We start from the raw sequence: 15,078 nt of genomic DNA on the forward strand, positions 1-15,078 counted from the left end.
AAAGAAGACGTTTCATCAACAGTCTGAGAGATCAGGCCGACGTGAACCACAATAATGATAATAATGGGGCGGTGATGAGTCTTTATACAGCGATCGAACAAGCGGCGTTTAATACACTCACCAAGAAAATAGTCGGCAATGTGTTGTTTCTGCTTCTGCCTCACGTGGTGTTGATTCTGGTGGGCAGCTACTTTGCGGCTGATATCCGTCAGGTCGTGGCCGACCTTGCCTTGACGTCCGAGCAGCAGGCAGCCATTGAAAACAGCCTGTCCGCATTGCTACTGACGACGGGTATCACGATCAGTGTGGCGTTGGTTGCCGGGATTTTTACCATCTTCTTCATGCGCCATCTGTTTTTGCGTCCGATTCGGCAGATGACCGATATCCTGCGTGCGATCAAGGATAAGGATGGCGATATTTCCGGAACCTTGCCGGAATATACCCATGATGAAATTTCCGACATGGCGGCGGCGTATAACGAGTTTGCCGATAGCCTGAAAAAAATGATCGCCGAAAGTCAGCGGCGTTCAGTCAGTGTGGCGTTGTGTGCAACCCGCCTGCAAAAGGTGGTCATCCAGGCACACAGCTCGGCCGAACGCCAGGAAAGCCAGGCGCAACTGGTGTTCCAGTCGAGCCAGGAATCGACCCAAGCCATTGATGAGATTGCCGGTAGTACGCTCACCATCAGTGAGCAAAACAGCGGCAACATGCAGGAAGTCCATGGTTCCAGCAACGAGCTGAAACGTGTACATGAGCAGGTACGTGCGGTTTGCGAATTGGCGCAGGGCTTTCAGGATACAGTCGTCAAGCTTGGCGAAAACTCCGGTAACATCACCAAAATCTTGTCAATGGTGAAAGACTTTTCCGACCAGACTAATCTGCTGGCGCTGAATGCATCAATTGAAGCGGCCCGTGCCGGCGAAGCAGGGCGCGGTTTTGCGGTGGTCGCCGACGAAGTACGTTCTCTCTCGCAAAAAGTGAGTAATGCCACACAGGAAATTGATCGAAATATTGCAGAAATGTCCGGGTTGGTAGAAGACACCCGCAGCAGCGCTCGTAATATACTGGAATATATTGGTAACACCGATCGCTTCATCACCAGCACCAACGAGCAGTTCTCGCGCATGGTGTCAGACTTCGAAGAAGTTAATAACCAGTTGACCGGCATTAGCGCGGCGATTGATGAACTGTCACATACCAACCGGGAGTCGCATGGTCATGTGCGGGAAATTACCGAGCTGTCGGCAGGTATTCGTGACGAAATGGCGCAGTCCCGCAGTTATTCCGAAGAGCTGGAGATCTCGACCGAAGAAACCCAGGAGCTGTTGTCACGCTTTATCATCGGCTATGGCGGATTCGAGCGGATGATCCAGACCGGCAAGCAGTGGGCGCATGAAACACTGTCGGCGATGGAGCGGTTGCAAAGCGAGGGAGTGAATCTGTTCGATCACAGCTACCGTCGTACCAATGAAGGACAATCGCCCGAGAAATATGACTGCGGCTATACTGATCGTTTTGAACGCATGTTGCAGCCGGTTTTTGATCGTTTCATAGCCGAGCGTCCCGAGTTCATCTACGCCATCGCAGTTGACCGTAATGGCTATGCACCGGCGCATCATGCCAAAGTATCGAAGCCGATGAGCGGTGATTACAAGGTCGATAATCTGCAGAGTCGCCAGCGCCGGATCTTTGCCGGTAACCGTGCCGAAAAGAGGCGTGCATCACACACCTCTCCTTTTCTGTTGCAGACATTTATCCGCGATACCGGCGAAGTGCTGAACGACCTGTCGATTCCGCTGTATATCAATGGCAAGCACTGGGGGGCACTGATTATGGGCTTTGATCCCGAGCAGTTGCTCAAGGATGCCGGTTGAAACCGGTGCCGGCCTCGTTTAGAGGTCGGTACCGGTCGTGAACTGACGCACCAGCTGCTTCAGGGTTTCGTAATTGAGCGGCTTATTACAGATGGCCGATACGCCTGCGCTCTGGATCGCTGCCAAGCGGCTCTGGTTTTGTTCCGAGGTGATCATCATGACCGGAACCGTGGGCTGGTCACTGTAGTGGCGGATGTGTTCCACCAGCTCCAGCCCGTCAATGTTGGGCATGTTGTAGTCGGAGATAATCAGGTCAAAACGGCGTTGCTTCATGATCTGTAGTGCTTCAGCTCCATCCTTGGCCTCCACAACCTGCTCGATCCCGATCGCATTCATGCTCTTGCGTACAAACTTGCGCGATAGCTGACTGTCGTCAACCACCAGTACCTGCATGAACTCCAGTTCGTCGTTGTCCAGCGGCTCATTATCCTGAGTATCGCGGATATAGTGCATGGTGTTGCGCAGCGCGATTTCCAGTTCTTCCTTGCGGAAAGGTTTAGGCAGAATGGCGATGGCGCCGGACTGGCGGATCGGCTCCAGATAGCGGTAGTGGGTTTCTGATGAAATCAGGAGGAAGGTCACATCCATCAGGTCAGGGGTCTTGCGCATCTGGCTAAGCAGATCAGTTCCGGTCATATCGGGCAGGTGCATGGATGACACCACGATATCCGGTACCACATGTTGCATGCGTTCCAGTGCCGGTCCGGCTTCAGTGAAGGGTTCGATGGCTTGCAGGCCGACCTCACGCAGAAAGTCGATAATGATTGTGCGTTGCAGTTTGGACGGCTCAATCACCAGTACCAGCAGTTCGTCGAGGTTCATAGTTATTCTCATTCAGTTCGAGCGGTATGACATGCTTTTGGTAGCCCGGTGACTAACAGCACAGTCATTTATCTGGTTAACCAAGGAGAGTAACTCTCCACGATGCAATATACAAAAACAGATGAGCAGTGTCTCAAAATATCTACGCTAAATACACATTTGCCAGGGCCGTGATGATCGACGTACGTGTTCGAGCGCTCCGGGTTGCATCGAGGGTAGCGAACTCATTTAATATGCGTCTGACTTGGATGAGACGGTTATATGAACAGAGATGTTTGGTTATTGGCACTGTGTCAGGCGTTACTGAACACCGGTAATGTGTTGTTGGTGTCGGTCAATGCGCTGATCGGCCAGCAATTGGCACCGTCGGAGGCATTGATTACGTTACCGGTTGCCTTCCAGTTTATCGGTCTGATGCTGGCGACAATTCCGGCGTCACTGATCATGCAGCGCACCGGGCGGCGCAATGGGTTCTTGCTGGGCAATATGATCGGCCTGTCAGGCGCGCTGGTCTGTTTGTGGGCGTTGCAGGCAGGTTCATTCAGCCAGTTCTGTTTGGGCACGTCGCTGCTGGGTGTTGGGATCGGATTCGGTATGTTGTACCGGTTTGCGGCAGTAGAAGTCTGTGAGAAGGGGCATGAGAGTCGCGCCATTTCCATGGTAATGCTGGGGGGCGTCATCGCCGCCGTTCTGGGTCCTAATCTTGCGGTCCATAGCCGCGATCTGCAGTGGGGTGTCGATTTCAGCGGTGCCTTTGCCGTTTTGGCCGGGGTTTACCTGCTGGCGCTGGTGTTGCTGCTGCGTATTCGCATTCCGCCGATGGTACAGGAAGCAGCTGGGGTCACCCGGCCGTTGCGTGCCATCATGTTACAGCCGCGGTTCATCATGGCGGTGCTGGCCGGGATGGTCAGTTTTGCGGTGATGAACCTGCTGATGACGGCGACTCCACTGGCGATGGGGCGCTGTGGTTATACCTTTGCCAGCGCCGCCAACGTGATCGAATGGCATGTCCTGGGCATGTACCTGCCATCCTTTTTTACCGGCCATTTGATCCGCCGCTTTGGTGAGGTAAGGCTGATGAAAGCAGGGGCGCTGGTGATGCTTGCCTGCATTGCGGTCAATCTGCACGGCCAGAGTGAATGGCACTTCTGGGCTGCACTGCTGCTGCTGGGGGTTGGCTGGAACTGGATGTTTATCTGCGCAACGTCGTTTCTGACGGGTACATATCGTCCTGCAGAGAAGGCCAAGACTCAGGCGGCCAACGAGTTCCTGGTGTTCGGTACGGTGACGGTGTCGGCGCTGGCAGCGGGTTGGCTTGAATCGAGCCTGGGGTGGGCGACGATGAATGTATTGATGATTCCGGTGGTGGGCTTTACTCTGATGGCTCTGTTTTTGTTGGAGCCGGTCAGGCGTGAGGCCGAGGTCGGTGTACAGCCATTGAAGGTCTCGTAAAGCATGTGTGAGTTGCTGGCAATCACCACGGTACAGCCGGTTCATCTGTCATTGTCACTGGCGCGTTTTGCCCGTCATGGTGGCCTGGAAGGCCTTCATGGCGATGGCTGGGGCTTTGCCTGGCATGAAGAGGGCGACGTGCAGCTTATCCGTGAAGCGGCTGCTTGTGCGCACAGCGCAACGGCACACTGGCTGACCGGGCGTCACACGCCAGCAACTCTGTTCATGGGGCATATCCGGCATGCGACTCAGGGTGATGTGGCGCTGCGCAATACTCAGCCGTTTCAGCGTGAGGCCGGTGGTGTTATGCATCTGTTTGCACATAACGGTGACCTGAACCGTTTCATCCATAATCCCAAGCGTTTTCCGACTGGTCATTATCGGCCGGTGGGTGAAACTGATTCAGAGCGGGCATTCTGTGTGCTGATGGCGCGTATCAGCGCGGTGTGGCACGGCGGTCGCCCAGACGCGGATGTACGCCTGGCCATTGTGGCGGACTTTGCCGCGCGGTTGCGCCAGTTGGGGCCCGCCAACTTCCTTTATAGTGACGGTGAGTTGCTGTTTGCCCATAGTGACCGGCGCCGTCAGGCGGATGGCGAAATTGCTGCACCAGGGCTGCACCTGTTGCAGTGTGATACCAGTGACAGCAGCGATATCGACGGGATGGAGATAGAGCGCCTGGCTGATGTGCCTACTGCGATGTTGGCCAGTGTGCCGCTTGATAACCGTCACTGGGAACCGCTGCCGGAAGGCGAGGTGTTGATGTTCAGGGATGGACAGCTACTGGACCGCTGTCCCCGATTGACCCTGTGGAGTGAAAGCCTGGAACAGTTACACGATTGAATCCTGATTGTTAGGCAGAGCCGGTGGTTCTGGTGTCGCCGGTGTAGCCGGTGTAGCCGAGAGTTTACGCACGGCTTTCTGCAGGATCAGGTTGTTCGGGTAATGGATGACTTCCCCGTTATCGCAGCGAATATGTAGATGGAAGAGACCAATTTCGGTAATGATGCCGGTAATGTCGTCATCCTTGTCCAGTACACGTATACGGTCGCCGATCCGGTAGGGAAAGGCGAAGAAAATGATGATACTGCCGGTAATGTTACTCAGGATCGACCATTGGGCAAATAACGCCACGCCGATCACCGCAAACGCGGATGAGAACAGAATCATCAGCTCGGCATAATCCACTCCCCAGATAATACAGACCAGCATCACGGTGACGATCAGCTGCAGCAGGCCGAAGAAGCGTTTCACAACCAGCAGGCGGTGGTTGGCCACTTGCTTCTGCAATCCGATACGATCCAGTAACCGGCTGCTGAGCCAGCGTGCAGTAAACAATGCAGCAATGGCGGCTCCGGTCAGGGCCAGTTGTGTTTCCCACATGGGTCAAACTCCTTGTTTATTCAGCGGATGCAGTTCACCAGATAGGCGATCTCGGGACTGCTGGGCTGCGGGTTTTTCAAACTGTCCGGCAGATATGCGGGCGGTTCGACCAGTCCGCGTGCCAGCAGGTCATTGATCAACGGTAGATAGTTGAAGCCGGTTTTGCCGACATAAAGCCCACGAATATCACCTTCACGCCAGAGTTTGAGGGCCTGGCTGAAGCCGCTCAAGTACAGATGGTCCTTGGTTAAACCGCCGCCGCGATGTACCCGCGCCGTGATTTTGAAGGCCTCTTCGTCATCACATTTGTAGTCTTCGACCAGGGTGCGCCAGGTGCGGCAGAAGTCGTTGTAGCGCAGCATCTGGTCCACGGCAATGACGCGGAGTGCCAGGTTTTTTAGGCGTTTGAGTGTGAGGTGTCCGCACAGAAACTCACTCAGGATTGCCAGTCCTTCCTGTGCATGGGTATTGCCGGGCAAGCCCAGCGTGAATACTTTCAGCGGCTGCGCGGCCGCATTCAGCGAAGTCACCATGTGTACGCCCAGTTCATGGTGGGCGAGGGCGTGCAGTTCGGACTCGCTGGCGGTTGTGCTGCGCCGTACCATCAGGGCTTTGCGACCGTTGTTGACCATGGCCTTGGCCAACAGGCGATCGGACAACTCAACCTTGCATTCCAGCCCCCAGTCCTGAGCTTTCTGCTCGAAGAAGGGGATCATCTCATCGGCACTGAAGCGTGGACCGTTGGATTCCTCCGGTCGCTCGGCAGCATGCAGCAGGAAACGGGCGTTGGCCAGGTCTTCACTGGTTGGTTCGCCATAGTAGCGTAGCGAGTTGTACATAAAACGTTCGGAACCGATGCTGACCAGCAGGTCGATACGTTCGGCCAGCGCATCAATCACTTCACGGTAGAGCTGGCGCAGTGCCGGGTCGCGGATACGGTCAACCGGCAGTCGGTATAGCTTTTCCCGGTGAACATAGGGGTCGATGCGGAGCTGGCGGTAACGGAACTGAGGCTGATAGCGCCCTCTGTTGCGCAGAAATTGGCGTTCTTCCCGCGCTATATTGATCGGGTTGATGTACAGCAGGGTTTCCAGTCCCTTGGCCAGTTTTTTCAGTGCACGGTCGACGCGCAGCACTTCCGGCGGCAGTTCACTGGGCATCAGGTCATGGCTGGTGACCGTGCGGTCAGAGCCCTGTTGAGCCAGGGTGGCGGCGGCTGCATACAGGCTGGTGTGCAGGCCGGTGCGCAGCGCATCCACCAGCAGTGGGTATAGGTTGCCATTGGTGTCACGGAAAATGGGATCAATCTGCAGTGGCACGGTCAACGTATGCTCATGGCGCGTGTTAACGTGTGCGCTGAGGTACTCGCCTTGCTGTTCCGCCTCGCCTGTAGAGATGCTGACGTCCTGATGGGGCAGTTCAATGGTCTGTAGCTGCTGTTGCAGGCAGGCGATAACGGCTTCACCATCCGGCATTTTCACCTGGCTGTCGATGATATGAAATATGCCGCTATCGCTACTGTTGCTGCGGGGGTGGCTATGCAGGTCGATCAGCAGGCATTGGCCGTGATCTTCTTCCAGTGCATCCAGCAGGGCATCGAGCAGGTGATAAAACCCCTGGTGCAGGCCACGTGCGCGCTGTTGCATCGCTTTGGTCGGTGGGCGCTGCCAGAGGCTGCGGCCATCAATGCGTTTGCGCATGCACTGGGTCAGCGATACGTTCAGATCACAGGCCAGGCGTGACTCTTCCGCGACCAGAGTGATCGGTAGCATGTCTGCCAGCATCTGGGTGCCGACCGATTCAAAACGCAACCGCTGTTCGGGATTGATCGCCAGTCGCTGGGCCACATCGGGACGCAAGGCAGTACCGGCATGCAGCACGGTGCAGACCAGAGGAACATACTCGTCAATACGAATGCTCAGGCTGCCGTTGCGCAGTCGGGCATGTACCGGCTGGCGGTTTTCAATCAGGGTAATAATCGCGGCTTCAGATAACGTCTGCATCTTCAATCACCTTGCCGTTACTGGCGTCGAAGCGCGCCAGTGGCTGTGGGTATTCAGTGGGCGCGAGGGTGATAGGTGCCTGGCTCGGGACTGAGCACCCTGCGGGGGTGCGCGCATTGGACGCCATAACCGGGAGTCTTACAAGTATTATTGTGGGCTTCAATGCGCGTGCTTTTCGTCAAGACGTGGATGTGTACTGTACTTGATTCATGGCGCTGTCTCGGCACCCTTTGCGAGCAAGCCGGGGCGCTTATCCTGACTCCAGCCCACGGTTTCAAGTAGCGGTGCGATCAGTGCCCGTATTTCGGTTTCGCTGTTGCACTGCCGGGTTTGTTCCAGCAATGGCTGCAAGGACTCACGGCTGACCGATCTCAACAGCAGCTTGATCCGCGGGATGTTATAGGCGCTCAGGCTCAGGGTACTGTAGCCCATTGCGGTCAGGAGCAGCACGGCAGCCGGGTCTGAGGCCATTTCGCCACACAGCGATACGGGCAAGTGCAGTGCTTCGCACTGCTGGTGGATCTGTTCCAGGGCTACCAGTACGGCCGGGTGCAAGTGATCGAACAGGTTGGAAACCCGCGGATTGTTGCGATCCACTGCCAGCAGGTATTGGGTCAGATCATTGGAGCCGATCGACACAAAATCGACATAAGGGGCAAGGCGAGGCAGTAGCAGCATGGCCGAAGGAACCTCGATCATCATGCCGATCTCTGGCATGCGCACTGGGTGTCCGTCACGATTCAGTGCGTCCACGGCTTTCTCGACGTACCGGCGAAAGCTCTGCATTTCATCGACGCGGCTGACCATGGGCACCAGCAGGCGCAGGTTACCATTGTCGACATCGGCTCTGAGCATGGCGCGTATCTGGCTGATCAGCAGCTGGGCGTTGTCCAGGGTAAAGCGAATGCCGCGCCAGCCGAGATAGGGATTGCTCTCGCTGATGTCGAAATAGGGTAGTTGCTTATCGCCGCCGATATCCAGCGTGCGCATGTTGACCGGGCGCGGGGCGTAAGCCTTCAACACCTTGTGGTATAAGCCGAACTGCTCCTGTTCGGTCGGGAAGCTGTCATGGATCATGAACGGTATTTCAGAGCGATACAGTCCTACCCCTTCGGCACCGCGTTGCAGGCCTGGTGTGGCATCGGCCAGCAGACCGGTATTGGTCAGTAGATTGACCAGGAAACCATCGGTAGTGACCGCTGGCTGGTCACGCAGACGTTCGAGTTCCTGCATGAAGCGCTGTTCTTCGTCGATCATGCGCCGGTATTCAGCCAACAGCGGAGCTGGCGGGTTAAGTACGCATTCGCCGCGATGGCCGTCAGCGATGACGTTGGCTCCGCGGTGATGTTCAGGCGTAAATTGCTCGACCCCCATGACGGCTGGAATACCTAACGCATTGGCCAGGATAGCGGTATGCGAGAGCACCGACCCTTGGGTGCAGATGATGCCGTGGATTTGATGCAGCGGGAATTCCGCCAGATCCGCAATACTGATCAATTCACCGGCCAGAATCAGTGCTTCGTCCGGTGCTTCAATGGACGGACGTTCGCTCGACAGCAGCTGATTCAATACCCGTTGGCCGATGTTGCAGATATCTTCGGCGCGTGCTCGCAGATAAGGGTCATCTGCCTGGCGGAACTGTTCGGCCATTGCGCTGATGGTCTGTTTCAGTGCCCAGGGTGCGTTATCGCCGGCATCGATTCTGGCGAGTATCTGCTGGCTCAATTCGGGGCTCTGCAGCATCATCTGGTACACACTGAACAGGGCGTTGAGGTCGCCGGGAAGGTGCTGTCCCAGATGCCCGGACCCTGATTCCAGCTCTTCAGTAACGGCTATGATGGCGGCTGTGATCGCTGCCTTTTCAGCATCGTGATCGGCACTGCACGCAGCGTCAATCTGGTCCAGTGACAGGTGGGGACGAACCAGCCAGAGCTTGCCCAACCCGAGCCCGGGGGCACCCTTTAGCCCCGTGAAGCGACGATAGCCATCTCGCGGGCTGCGCTTTTCATACCAGCCGCCCTGGCTTTGCAGCTGTGACAGGGTGCCTGCCAGCTGCGAAGCAATAGTGATAAGAAAGGCTTCGGCTTCCTGGGGGAAAGGGTCGCGCTCACGGCCTTGAATGACCAATACCCCGATCAGTTTGCGCAGGTGCAGGAGCGGTACACCCAGAAAACGGTGGTATGGCATTTCATGGGTTTCGGGAATGAACACGAAACGGTCGTCCGTTGGAGCATCGCCCAGGTTCAGTGTGCTCAATGACGCGGCGATGTGGCCAACCAGACCTTCGTCCAGTTTAAGCTTGGCCTTGCCAACCGCGTTCGCAGACAGCCCTTCGGTTGCAGCCAGAATCAGGTGCTGATGGTCAGGAGTACAGAGGTAGAGGCTACAGACATCGACCTGCATCAATTCACGCAGGCGCTGGACAATATTCCCCATAACGTCACGGGGATCGCCGGTGCGTGCGATCTGTTCAACAATCGTGGTAAGGGCACTGAGCGAGGGCTGCAACATGGGCCGAATTCCGAAATCAGGCAGGGTATAGAGTACGATGCTGGCACAGGCTGCGTGGCAGAGCAACGTTTGCACCACAGTAAATGCCTTTTGCATGATGCTGGCCATTCTGTAATCGAAAGCGGCCGTGTTAATCTGCGGAGATGAATGATAACTCCAGACAACAGTCGATTCTGCGTGTAGCCGCTATCTGCCAGCCCGACGTCATCAGCCTGGCATTGGACAGCGCACTGGCTGAGGCGATTGAGTGCATGGCCGCCCATAAGGTGGGCGCCATCCTGATCGAAGCGCAGGGGCAGGCGTTGGGCTTGATGACACGTCGTCGAGCAATGCGGCTCATCCTTGAACAGGGGGCTGATGCCCGGATCCATGTCGAAGCATTGTTGCCGATTCTTCATGTCAGTGCCGATCTGGACGTTGACGAGCTTGGGTTTGAGTTCATCAGTCAGAATGCGACACATGCGCTGGTATTTGCAGCGACAGGACAGCGGCTGGGGATCGTAAGCCAAAGCGATATCATCAATAACCAGGGATTGGCGCACGATCTGTTCCTCAAATCCCTGAACGAAACTACCAACTTTGATGTCTTGCGGCTGCCGGGCTCATGCAGTCTGCGCATGGCCGTGGAGCGAATGTACAGCGTCAATTACTCGGCTGTGCTGGTCGGGGGTGATGAGTTTGGTTGGCGGATCATGACCGATACGGATGTGATGCGTTTGCTGGCACAGCGTCAATGTCTGGATACGCTTCTGGCTGAGCTGGCGCTACCGGAACTGGTCGCCGTTGACGGTGATATGAGCCTGTTCAATGCTCGCCGTTATTTCAAGGAAAACAGCTTTCGTCATATCGGGGTCAAGGATCGCTCTGGGCAGGTTATCGGCCTGGCGTCCTACCGCGATATCCTGCGCAGTGTCGAAATGGATTACATCTATCGTCTACGAACGTTGCTGCACGACAAGAGCCACGCGCTCAACCAATCACAGCACAATCTGCGTTTGATTGAACGCGTGGTCAGTACCTCTCGTGAGGGGGTGTTGATTACCGACGCCGAGGGGCATATTCAAAGTGTAAATCCGGCGTTTACCGCGATCACGGGTTACGAGCCCTGGGAGGCGCTGGGTAATAATCCGAATATGCTCAGCTCCGGGCGTCACGATGCGCAGTTCTATACCCGTCTCTGGAGTGTCTTGCAGGATGAGGGCAGTTGGCAGGGTGAGATCTGGAACCGGCACAAGGATGGCAGTGTTTACCCTGAATGGCTCAGTATTACCGCTATCAAGGATGACGCGGGCGCAGTGACGCAGTACGCAGCCATTTTCCATGATCTGACTGAAACCAAGCGATCTGAAGCGCGGGTGCGGCAGTTGTCGTGGTTTGACAGTGTAACCGGGCTGGCAAATCGGCACCTGTTTGAAGACCGGCTACAGCAGGCCTATCACTACAGTTGTGAGCAGCAGCAATTAATGGCGCTGGTGGCTCTGGATCTGGATCTATTCAAGCAGGTGAATGATCGCTTCGGTCACAAGGGCGGTGATCTGCTGTTGAAGCAGGTGGCTGAGCGGATTGAGTCTACTTTGGACGGTTCCGGCACGGCGTCTCGGCCGGCAGGTGACGAGTTCTACATCATATTGTCGGAGCTGCCAGACCATACGGCATTGAATGCGTATCTGGAGCGTCTGGGTCGTGTGTTATCGATGCCCTTCTGGATCAGTCACGATGAAATCAGGTTGCAGGTCAGTATGGGCGTGGCATTGGCACCACAGGATGCGCCTTCCAGTGAAGCTCTGATTCGTGCCGCCGAGGTTGCGTTGCGGCATTCGAAGGAGAGTGGACGCAATACATGCTGCTTTTTTTCAACGGAACAGCATGCCGCAACACTGAGCCGTTACCATATTGCCGGGTTGTTGCAGCAGGCGCTGGAACGTAATGAATTCAGCATGGTTTATCAGCCTCAATTATGTGTTAAAAGTGGCCAGCTGGTTGGGGTGGAGGCGCTGATACGTTGGCACAATCCTGAATTGGGAGCGGTCTCGCCCGAGCTGTTCATTCCGGTTGCTGAAGATGCAGGCATGATTGAGGCGATCGGCAACTGGGTATTGGAGCGGTCGGTTAGTGAGGCGGTCCAGTGGGCGCGTCATGATCTGCACATGAAGTTGTCGGTGAATTTCTCGGTGCGCCAATTCCAGCGAGGGGAGGTGGCGGATCGGATCATGACGGTATTGCAGCAGCATGCGTTCCCGGCCGATCAGTTCGTGGTTGAGTTGACGGAAACCTGCTTCATGCACAGTGCTGAAGCAACCGAGCGGGCGTTGATTAAACTGCGTGAACAGGGTGTGCGGATAGCGATTGATGATTTCGGTACCGGCTATTCCAGCCTGAGTTACATCCGAAATATGTCATTGGATGTCATCAAAATCGATCGCAGCTTTGTCAGTCAGATCTGTGCATCGGATACGGGTGGGCGTCTGGTACAGGCAATGATCGATATGGGACATGCGATGGATCTTGAGGTGGTCGCTGAGGGCGTTGAGTCAGTAAGTGATTTTGAGGTGTTGAAGCAACTTGGCTGTGATCAGGCGCAGGGCTACTATATTGCCCGGCCGATGTCTTCGGCTGCATTGATCCAATGGGCGACAGAGCTGTCACAGCGGTTGTGACGGGTCAAATGAAATATGTGTACAGGCGGAGTAGCAGTTGAAGAGTTATATTTTTGCCACGGATAATGACCGAGGCGGTGTGATTCTGTGTGATATAGAAACACTGGAAGATGCAGTAGTCTATCTTCAACAACGCTTTACCGGTGTCATCAGGGTTGAACAGGGGCGTCGTTACTGGGCTGCGGACGAAGGCTATGCGGAATTGGACCCGCTGCCCGTTGCTGGCAACGGGTACAGCGGTTAGTCGACATTACGACAATAATCAGGTTTAACGTCTCTGGCGTGTTGGTTGATCAATGCGCACCGGTACGGGGACGTGCTGCGTGCGGGTTTGACGTGACAGCAACCATGCTGCGCCCAGGGTTGCAGCGGTCAGCAATGATACAGCCAGTAATGTACTCAGCATAAAGAATCTCCTGTTCTGTTACGAATGTGACCACTGATTCGGGATCAAGTTTCCCTTTACGCATATTAGTTCGCTTCAGCTCACTGCGGCGGTAACCTTGGCCGAGAACTCGGTGAAACCGCCGATATGTTCCTGGCCCACAAAGATCTGCGGCACGGTTAATACCGGTTTACCGATGGTGTGTTCCAGATCGGCCTTGGAAATACCTTCTGCGTGAATGTCGATATAGCGGTATGCAAACCCTTTGATGTCGCACAGTTCTTTTGCCCGCTGACAAAAACCACAGCCTTCACGTCCGAAGATCGTCACTTTTTCCATCGTTGCCTCTCCTGTTGATTCGCTATGGGTCTATTCAACCCTGTCTGGCGGCAAGAGGCTAATGAAGGCTTTCAATCCAGCTGATTGCCCATCGCTATCAACCGTATCGAACCTCTCAGAACCAGTCGTCCTGACGCTTACGCTTGCGTGGCAAGTAAGGCACTATCAGGCCCAAAACGACACCGCCAAACGCAATCAGGCCACCATAGGTGAGCCAGCGCATCAGGTTGCTCTGATCCATATTGCTGATCTGAGACTGGAGGTCACGAATCTCGGTATTGAGTGAGCGGATCTGGTCGGTGTAAGTACCGCTCTCGCGCTGCAGCTGGCTCAGACTGCTGTTGAGTTTCTCGATAGTGTCCGCCTGTTCACTGATCGTGAGGCGGCTCTGTTCCAGAGCGCTTTCCAGTTTAGGTAACTCGATCAGTTTACTGTCGCCGGTACCGACAAACTGGCCTGGCACCCAGCCGACACGTCCGCTTTCGGTCTTGATTTGGACATATTCGGTCTGGCTGTTACGTCCGAGGATTTCGATCCGCTCGCCACTGTTGACCCGGCCGGTGATGCGGTACTCGTTACTGGGGCCGCCGTGAAAGAATACGTATACGTCATCGGCAATATGACCCGTTTCGGCCCATGCGGGCAGCGACAGGCTTAGCAGCGCTGTCAAAAAGAGAGCTTTTTTCATAATGATTCCAACAGATGAAGCAACAAACGCATGATTTTACACTACAAACACTTTATCTTTCAGGAGCTGTCCGGAATATGAACGGCAGCGTAATTTAACGCTTTTGTACCTGAATCCATATGGGAGTCTACATGGAATCTTTCTCTCAAGAATACATCCTGCCATGGGCGATCAATATTGCCATGGCGATTGCGATTTTCATCGTTGGTCGTTGGGTCGTCAAGCTGCTGATCAATATATTGGGGCGTGTCCTGCGTAAAACCAAAATGGATACGATGCTGGTCAATTTTGTCAGCTCAATTGCGCATGCGATGCTCTTGTTGTTCGTGGTGGTTGCTGCGCTGGGCCAGCTCGGCGTGGATACCACATCATTGATCGCCTTGATTGGCGCTGCGGGCTTGGCGATCGGCCTGTCTTTGCAGGACTCGCTGAAGAACTTTGCCGCAGGTGTCATGTTGATTGTGTTTCGGCCGTTCCGTGAAGGTGATTTTGTTGAAGCCGGTGGTGTCAGTGGTATCGTAGAACACATTACCATTTTCAATTCGATCTTTCGTACCGGAGATAATCGCGAGATTATTCTGCCTAATGGCAAGATCTACAATGACAGCATCATCAACTACTCCAAGCGTGAAACGCGTCGAGTCGATATGGTGTTCGGCATTGGTTACGGCGATGATTTGCGCAAGGCCAAGGGTATTCTGCTGGAAATCCTCGAGCAGGATGAGCGGGTGCTCAAGGATCCGGCACCGGTGGTGACCGTAGCGGCACTGGCGGACAGTAGCGTTAACTTTAACGTACGTCCCTGGGTGAAAACATCCGACTATTGGCCCGTGCTTTGGGATACTACCGAGAAAGTTAAGCTGGAATTCGACCGTCAGGGTATCAGTATTCCGTTCCCGCAGATGGATGTTCACCTGCACCAGCAGCCGACCTCGGCCGACTGATATCAGCGGAGGTGGCAGGC

14 protein-coding genes are annotated in these 15,078 nt (G+C 55.1%); 6 read left to right on the forward strand and 8 right to left on the reverse strand.

Translation table 11 applies throughout. The features are described from left to right. The first annotated feature begins 74 nt into the window (after positions 1-74). Complete coding sequence (locus tag CLV44_RS10295; protein WP_106592031.1) at positions 75-1,874, forward strand: methyl-accepting chemotaxis protein; 1,800 nt, start codon at positions 75-77, stop codon at positions 1,872-1,874. An 18-nt stretch (positions 1,875-1,892) separates the two neighbouring features. Here the strand turns inward: CLV44_RS10295 and CLV44_RS10300 are convergent, their stop codons facing one another. After that, positions 1,893-2,696, reverse strand: coding sequence for a response regulator (locus CLV44_RS10300; RefSeq protein WP_106592032.1), 804 nt, complete (start codon positions 2,694-2,696; stop codon positions 1,893-1,895). A 261-nt stretch (positions 2,697-2,957) separates the two neighbouring features. On the opposite strand from CLV44_RS10300, the gene CLV44_RS10305 reads away from it, so the two are divergent. Both CLV44_RS10305 and CLV44_RS10310 read left to right on the forward strand, forming a co-directional pair. After that, positions 2,958-4,148, forward strand: coding sequence for an MFS transporter (locus tag CLV44_RS10305; protein WP_106592033.1), 1,191 nt, complete (start codon positions 2,958-2,960; stop codon positions 4,146-4,148). 3 nt (positions 4,149-4,151) lie between these two features. Beyond that, positions 4,152-4,991, forward strand: a complete 840-nt coding sequence (locus tag CLV44_RS10310) for a class II glutamine amidotransferase (RefSeq protein WP_106592034.1) — start codon at positions 4,152-4,154, stop codon at positions 4,989-4,991. Here the strand turns inward: CLV44_RS10310 and CLV44_RS10315 are convergent. From CLV44_RS10315 to ptsP, 4 genes are all read right to left on the reverse strand, one after another. Then, positions 4,980-5,531, reverse strand: coding sequence for a mechanosensitive ion channel domain-containing protein (locus CLV44_RS10315; RefSeq protein ID WP_106592035.1), 552 nt, complete (start codon positions 5,529-5,531; stop codon positions 4,980-4,982). The two genes, CLV44_RS10310 and CLV44_RS10315, sit on opposite strands and share 12 nt — an antisense overlap. Before the next feature lie 20 nt (positions 5,532-5,551). Next, positions 5,552-7,534, reverse strand: coding sequence for a flavohemoglobin expression-modulating QEGLA motif protein (locus tag CLV44_RS10320; RefSeq protein WP_106592036.1), 1,983 nt, complete (start codon positions 7,532-7,534; stop codon positions 5,552-5,554). Continuing rightward, complete coding sequence (locus CLV44_RS17330; protein WP_170069315.1) at positions 7,518-7,661, reverse strand: hypothetical protein; 144 nt, start codon at positions 7,659-7,661, stop codon at positions 7,518-7,520. Before CLV44_RS17330 ends, CLV44_RS10320 begins: the two co-directional genes overlap by 17 nt. 80 nt (positions 7,662-7,741) lie before the next feature. Then, positions 7,742-10,141, reverse strand: coding sequence for a phosphoenolpyruvate--protein phosphotransferase (ptsP, locus tag CLV44_RS10325; RefSeq protein ID WP_245912660.1), 2,400 nt, complete (start codon positions 10,139-10,141; stop codon positions 7,742-7,744). Between the two features lie 47 nt (positions 10,142-10,188). On the opposite strand from ptsP, the gene CLV44_RS10330 reads away from it, so the two are divergent. Together CLV44_RS10330 and CLV44_RS10335 are read left to right on the forward strand one after the other, a co-directional pair. Then, positions 10,189-12,702, forward strand: coding sequence for an EAL domain-containing protein (locus CLV44_RS10330; protein WP_106592037.1), 2,514 nt, complete (start codon positions 10,189-10,191; stop codon positions 12,700-12,702). Between the two features lie 37 nt (positions 12,703-12,739). Continuing rightward, positions 12,740-12,946 (forward strand): hypothetical protein, encoded by a 207-nt coding sequence (locus tag CLV44_RS10335; RefSeq protein ID WP_106592038.1) that lies wholly within the window; start codon positions 12,740-12,742, stop codon positions 12,944-12,946. A gap of 24 nt (positions 12,947-12,970) precedes the next feature. Here the strand turns inward: CLV44_RS10335 and CLV44_RS17335 are convergent, their stop codons facing one another. The 3 genes from CLV44_RS17335 to CLV44_RS10345 all read right to left on the reverse strand — a co-directional run bounded on the left by CLV44_RS17335 (position 12,971) and on the right by CLV44_RS10345 (position 14,114). Next, positions 12,971-13,108 carry a hypothetical protein gene (locus CLV44_RS17335; RefSeq protein ID WP_170069316.1) on the reverse strand — a complete coding sequence of 46 codons (138 nt, stop codon included), beginning with the start codon at positions 13,106-13,108 and terminating at the stop codon, positions 12,971-12,973. A 75-nt stretch (positions 13,109-13,183) separates the two neighbouring features. Next, entirely contained in the window at positions 13,184-13,426 is a 243-nt protein-coding gene (locus tag CLV44_RS10340; protein WP_106592039.1) for a GrxA family glutaredoxin, read from the reverse strand. Positions 13,427-13,541: 115 nt separating this feature from the next. Beyond that, positions 13,542-14,114, reverse strand: coding sequence for a TIGR04211 family SH3 domain-containing protein (locus CLV44_RS10345; RefSeq protein WP_106592040.1), 573 nt, complete (start codon positions 14,112-14,114; stop codon positions 13,542-13,544). Between the two features lie 131 nt (positions 14,115-14,245). Here CLV44_RS10345 and CLV44_RS10350 point away from each other — a divergent pair, with 131 nt between their 5' ends. Further along, positions 14,246-15,058: a mechanosensitive ion channel family protein gene (locus CLV44_RS10350; RefSeq protein ID WP_106592041.1), complete on the forward strand. Its 813-nt coding sequence runs from the start codon at positions 14,246-14,248 to the stop codon at positions 15,056-15,058. Positions 15,059-15,078: the final 20 nt, after the last annotated feature.

Origin of the sequence: Marinobacterium halophilum, from assembly GCF_003014615.1 — a bacterium.
GTDB lineage: Bacteria > Pseudomonadota > Gammaproteobacteria > Pseudomonadales > Balneatricaceae > Marinobacterium > Marinobacterium halophilum.